This window comes from Pseudomonas sp. GM48 (assembly GCF_000282335.1).
Lineage (GTDB): Bacteria > Pseudomonadota > Gammaproteobacteria > Pseudomonadales > Pseudomonadaceae > Aquipseudomonas.
Genome location: NZ_AKJM01000167.1, coordinates 1 through 569 on the forward strand (window position 1 = coordinate 1; position 569 = coordinate 569).

Consider the following 569-nt stretch of genomic DNA (forward strand, 5'->3'; position numbering starts at 1 on the left):
CCTTGGGGCCTAATCAAGGCAAGTACAACGGCCATTACAGGAAAATCAAAGACACCTCCCAACGCTACATCGAACGTTTCGGCATTCCCTATGGCAGTTGGTAATCATGAGCCTTGGTTTTCGCCCATGTCCCCACGGCGGATGCCGTACGGGTGCACCACCCTCATGCTCCGGAATGGACGCTGTCACCATGAAAATCCTGTTTGCCTTGCTGGCAACGTTGGCGATAAGCGCCTGTCAGTCCACCGATCCGCTGTCGGCCAAAAATGATTACAGAACGTCCTGGTGGTACATCGGTTTCACCGAACCCGCCCACATGACCGTCTGGGTCGAGACCTCGGCTGTCGAGGACATAAAGGGACGAATTACTTACGATATTGCTGCGGGTGTAGCGGGTAGCAGCGACCATGAAAATGGCACCGAAAATGCTCGCGGCTGGGTAGGTGTGGGTAGCGCCAGCATGCCCGTCACGGGCGCCGATCTGCCAAAACGCCTCTTTGTGCGCTGGCAATCGATTGTCGAACGCAAGACCTACGCCGGCTGGATCGATATCTCCGAATCGACCCGCG

The 569-nt window shown here is 56.4% G+C and carries 1 protein-coding gene; it reads left to right on the forward strand.

Translation table 11 applies throughout. The annotated features are described in order from the left end of the window. Positions 1-190: 190 nt before the first annotated feature. On the forward strand, positions 191-569 hold a 379-nt coding region (locus PMI28_RS02310; protein ID WP_007992091.1), incomplete at its 3' end, for a DUF2931 family protein.